Source organism: Pseudomonas sp. SDO55104_S430 (assembly GCF_054070595.1).
Genome location: NZ_JBSVXG010000346.1, coordinates 1 through 4,375, shown reverse-complemented (window position 1 = coordinate 4,375; position 4,375 = coordinate 1). Strand labels below are relative to the sequence as shown.

The 4,375-nt window shown below is 64.0% G+C and carries 5 protein-coding genes; all 5 read left to right on the top strand.

Annotated features, from left to right (window positions below; translation table 11 throughout):
* Positions 1 to 139 precede the first annotated feature (139 nt).
* From ACW9JE_RS29090 to ACW9JE_RS29070, 5 genes are read left to right on the top strand one after another with little or no spacing between them, the layout of a single operon-like run.
* Positions 140 to 1,051 carry a branched-chain amino acid ABC transporter permease gene (locus ACW9JE_RS29090; RefSeq protein ID WP_224535586.1) on the top strand — a complete coding sequence of 304 codons (912 nt, stop codon included), beginning with the start codon at positions 140 to 142 and terminating at the stop codon, positions 1,049 to 1,051.
* A 10-nt stretch (positions 1,052 to 1,061) separates the two neighbouring features.
* Positions 1,062 to 2,078, top strand: coding sequence for a branched-chain amino acid ABC transporter permease (locus ACW9JE_RS29085; protein WP_457434721.1), 1,017 nt, complete (start codon positions 1,062 to 1,064; stop codon positions 2,076 to 2,078).
* Complete coding sequence (locus ACW9JE_RS29080; protein WP_457434720.1) at positions 2,075 to 2,824, top strand: ABC transporter ATP-binding protein; 750 nt, start codon at positions 2,075 to 2,077, stop codon at positions 2,822 to 2,824. Before ACW9JE_RS29085 ends, ACW9JE_RS29080 begins: the two co-directional genes overlap by 4 nt.
* A complete protein-coding gene (locus ACW9JE_RS29075; protein ID WP_457434719.1) occupies positions 2,817 to 3,503 on the top strand; it encodes an ABC transporter ATP-binding protein in 687 nt (228 codons plus the stop codon). Before ACW9JE_RS29080 ends, ACW9JE_RS29075 begins: the two co-directional genes overlap by 8 nt.
* A 6-nt stretch (positions 3,504 to 3,509) precedes the next feature.
* Positions 3,510 to 4,304: an alpha/beta hydrolase gene (locus tag ACW9JE_RS29070; RefSeq protein ID WP_457434718.1), complete on the top strand. Its 795-nt coding sequence runs from the start codon at positions 3,510 to 3,512 to the stop codon at positions 4,302 to 4,304.
* Positions 4,305 to 4,375 lie beyond the last annotated feature (71 nt).

The following is a 4,375-nucleotide window of genomic DNA, read 5'->3' as shown; positions in this document are numbered from 1 at the left end:
CCAAAAAATGGGACTGCTGCGCAGTCCAACGGGGGCAAGCCCCCTCGCCACAGGTATGTGTTCGACTCGAATGACTGGCATTGGGCAATGCCTCGCGCCTACAGGGTTATGAATCGGCCTTTTCATGAGGAACGCTGAAATGCTATTGCTCGAACAGATTCTCAATGGCCTGCAATACAGCGCCCTGCTGTTTCTGCTGGCCTCAGGCCTGACCCTGATTTTCGGCATCATGGGCGTGATCAACCTCGCCCACGGTGCCTTTTACATGGTCGGTGCGTTCTGCGCCGCCTACACCGCCATGGCCACCGGTTCGTTCTGGCTCGGTGGCCTGGCTGCGCTGATCGGCTCGGCCTGTTACGGCGCGCTGATCGAAACCTCGATCATGCGCCGCCTCTACAAACGCGATCACCTGGACCAGGTGCTCGCGACCCTGGCCGTGGTGTTTTTCAGCAACGAACTGCTGACCCTGATCTTCGGTCGCAGCCCGCCGGCGATGCCCACCCCCGAATGGTATTCAAGCTTTGTCGAAGTGCTGCCGGGGCTGATGTACCCGGTCAGTCGGCTGCTGTTCATCGGTGCCGGATTGCTGGTGGCGGTGGGCATGTGGCTGCTGATCAATCACACACGCCTGGGCATGTTGATCCGTGCCGGGGCCGACGATCACGAAATGGTCGGCGCGCTGGGCGTCAACATCGCCCGTCTGTACACCCTGGTGTTCGTCTTCGGTTGTGTGCTGTGCGGGCTGGCCGGATTCATGGCGGCACCGCTGCTGTCGGTGGAGATCGGCATGGGCGAGAAGATCCTGATCACCACCTTCGTGGTCATCGTCGTCGGCGGTGTCGGCTCGGTGCGCGGCGCGCTGGTGGGGGCCTTGCTGATCGGCATGGTCGACAGCCTGGGCCGCGCCTACATTCCGCCGCTGCTGGATCAACTGCTGCCCAGCGAAACCAGCGGCACCCTGAGCGCCGGGCTGATTTCCGCCAGCGCCTACATCGTCATGGCCCTGGTGCTGCTGGTGCGTCCGCGCGGCCTGCTGCCGGCCCGAGCCTGAGGAGAACGTCATGTCACCACGCCTCATCATTGACCTTGCGTGCCTGGCGACTTTCGCCTGCATGCCGCTATTGGCCCACTGGCTGCACGAGCCCTATCTTGTCAGCTTCTTCACCCGCCTTGCCATCTACGGCATGGCGGCCATCAGCCTGGACCTGTTGATTGGCTACGGCGCCATGGTCAGCTTCGGCCATGCCGCGTTCTTCGGCCTGGGCGGCTACATCGTTGGCGTCATTGCCTTTCACACCTCCCAGGGCATGCCGCTGTGGGGCTGGGACGGCAGCAACAGCGCGCTGGTGGTGTGGCCGCTGGCGCTGCTGGTGTGCGCGCTGTTCTCGCTGTTGGTGGGTTACCTGTCGCTGCGCACCAGCGGCGTGCAGTTCATCATGATCACCCTCGCCTTCGGCCAGATGCTCTACTTCGTGCTCGGTTCGCTGTCGCTGTATGGCGGCGATGACGGGATCCTGCTCAACGAACGCAATACCTTCGGCGCCCTGGATCTGGGAGATGCCAACCATTTCTACTACCTGTGCGTAGCGTTACTGGCCGGCTGGCTGCTGCTGTGCCGGCGACTGGTCAATTCGCGGTTCGGCTTCGTCTTGCGCGGGCTCAAACAGAGTGAGCGGCGCAGTGTCAGTCTGGGCCTCAAGCCCTTGCGCTTTCGCCTGACGGCCTTCGTGATCGCCGGCACCGGTGGTGGACTGGCGGGGATTCTGTGGGCCAACTACGCGCTGTTCGTCAGCCCCGACATGGGCGCCTGGCACAAGTCCGGCGAGCTGATGGCGATGGTCATCCTCGGCGGCGTCGGCACCCTGCTCGGCCCGCTGCTGGGTGCAGCCACCTACCTGGGTCTGGAGCAGGTGCTGAGCCAGTGGACCGAACACTGGATGCTGATCTTCGGGCCACTGCTGTTGCTGGTGGTGCTGTTCGGCAAGAAAGGCGTCTACGGTTTGCTGCTGAGCTTGTTGCAACGTAAACCGAAGATCGCCGCCCTCCCGTCGAACGCCGCCGTGGAGGCCCGCCCATGAGCGCACAACTGTCGATTCGCGATCTGCACAAGGCCTTCGGTGCGGTGAAAGCCACCAATGGCGCCAGCCTGGAACTCGCCAAGGGCGAGCTGCACGCCATCATCGGCCCGAACGGCGCGGGCAAGTCCACGCTGATCGCGCAGATCGCCGGAGAGATTTTTCCCGACCGCGGCCAGATTTTTCTCAACGGTCAGGACATTACCCGCGTGCCGGCTTGGCAGCGCCCTCGCCTGGGCCTGGCTCGGGCGTTTCAGGTCAGCCAGCTGTACACCGAATTCACCCTGCAGGAGAACGTCGCCCTGGCCATCGCCGCCCGCGAAGGCAAGGCGTTCGGCATGTGGCGCCCGCTGAGCCGCGACACCCGCCTGCTGGAGCCTGCGCTGGGCTACCTGCAGCAAGTGGGCCTGGGTCCTCGCGCGCAGGATCCGGTCAATGAGCTGTCCCACGGTGAACGGCGGCAACTGGAAATCGCCCTGGCACTGGCGCAGGAAGCCTCGGTGCTGCTGCTCGATGAGCCGATGGCCGGGATGGGGGCCGACGAGTCGGCGCGCATGACCGAACTGCTGCACAGTCTCAAGGGCCGCTACGCAATCCTGCTGGTGGAGCACGACATGGACGCGGTGTTTGCCCTTGCCGACCGCATCACCGTGCTGGTCTACGGCCAGACCGTGCTGACCGGCAGCGTCGAACAAGTGCGCAACGACCCGCAGGTGCGGGCCGCTTACCTGGGAGAAGAACATGCTTGAAGTTCAGGGTTTGAAAGCGGGCTATGGCTTGAGCCAGGTGTTGTTCGACATGCACCTGAGTATCGAACAGGGCCAGGTGGTGTCGCTGATCGGCCGCAACGGCATGGGCAAGACCACCACGGTCAAGTCGATCATGGGTCTGCTCAAGCCCAGCGCCGGCAGCATCCGCATCAACGGCACGGAAATGCGCGGCGCGGCGCCCTATCGCATTGCCAAGGCGGGCTTGGGGTTAGTGCCGGAAGGTCGCCGGGCATTCGGCACCCTGAGCGTGCGGGAAAACCTGCTGGCCACCGCCACCAAGGGCAAGTGGGATCTGGAACGCGTCTATGAACTGTTCCCGCGTTTGCTCGAGCGCCAGGACCAGCTGTCGCGCACCTTGTCCGGTGGCGAGCAGCAGATGCTGGTGGTCGGACGCGCGCTTCTGACCAACCCCAGCCTGTTGATTCTCGACGAAGCCACCGAAGGCCTGGCGCCGATCATTCGCGAACAGATCTGGAGTTGCCTGGCGACCCTCAAGGCCGAGGGCGAGACGATTCTGGTGATCGACAAGAACCTCAAGGAAATGGCGCGGGTGGTCGACCGTCACCACATCATCGAGAAGGGCCGGCAGGTCTGGGACGGGACGCCGCAGGAGCTGGCGGCGCAACCGGAACTGTCACAACGCTACCTGGGAGTGTGAGCCGTCATGGACCTGAATCAGGCTTACAACAACGTGGCGGCGGTGGGGAATTTCCCGCAGATCATGCAGGGCTTTCGCCAGCGCAGTGCCGAGACCTATGCCCGTCATGCCTGGCAGCGAGACGTGGCTTACGGCAACGCGCTGCGCGAGCGCTTCGACTGGTACGCCCAGGCGAAGGCCGGAGCGCCGACGCTGTTGTTCATCCACGGAGGCTACTGGCAGGCCTCGGACAAGGACGACTATGCCTTCATCGCTGAGGGCCTGATCGGGGCCGGCTTCAATGTCGGCCTGCTGGAGTACACCCTGGCGCCCGAGGCGAGCATGGGCACCATTGTCGGCCAGATCGGCAAGGCGCTGGACTATTTAATGGCGCACCGAGAAGCCTTGAACATCGGCCCACAGGTGGTGCTCTGCGGGCACTCGGCGGGCGGCCACCTGACCGCGCTGCATCGCCAACATCCGCTGCTGTCCCTGGCCATGCCGATCAGCGGCCTGATGGAGCTCGACCCCATCAGCCGCTGCTGGCTGAACGACAAGTTGCAGCTGAGCGCAGAAGAGATCCGCCGCTACAGCCCGCAACGGCTGATCGGCGACGGTGCGCCGCTGCTGGTGACGGTAGGAGGGGATGAGTTGCCGGAGTTGATTCGGCATTCGCGGGAGTACGCCGCTGCCTGTCGTGAGGCCGGGCAGGTGGTGAGCTTGATCGAGGTTGCGGGATGTCACCATTTTGCGGTGCTGGATGATCTGGCCCAACCCGACGGCGAGCACCTGCGCGCACTCCTGAAATTCGCAAACCTGTAGGAGCGAGCACGCTCGCGATGGACGTCAACGATAACGCGGGAAACCTGAGACCCTGCGGTGTCCCGGCGTCC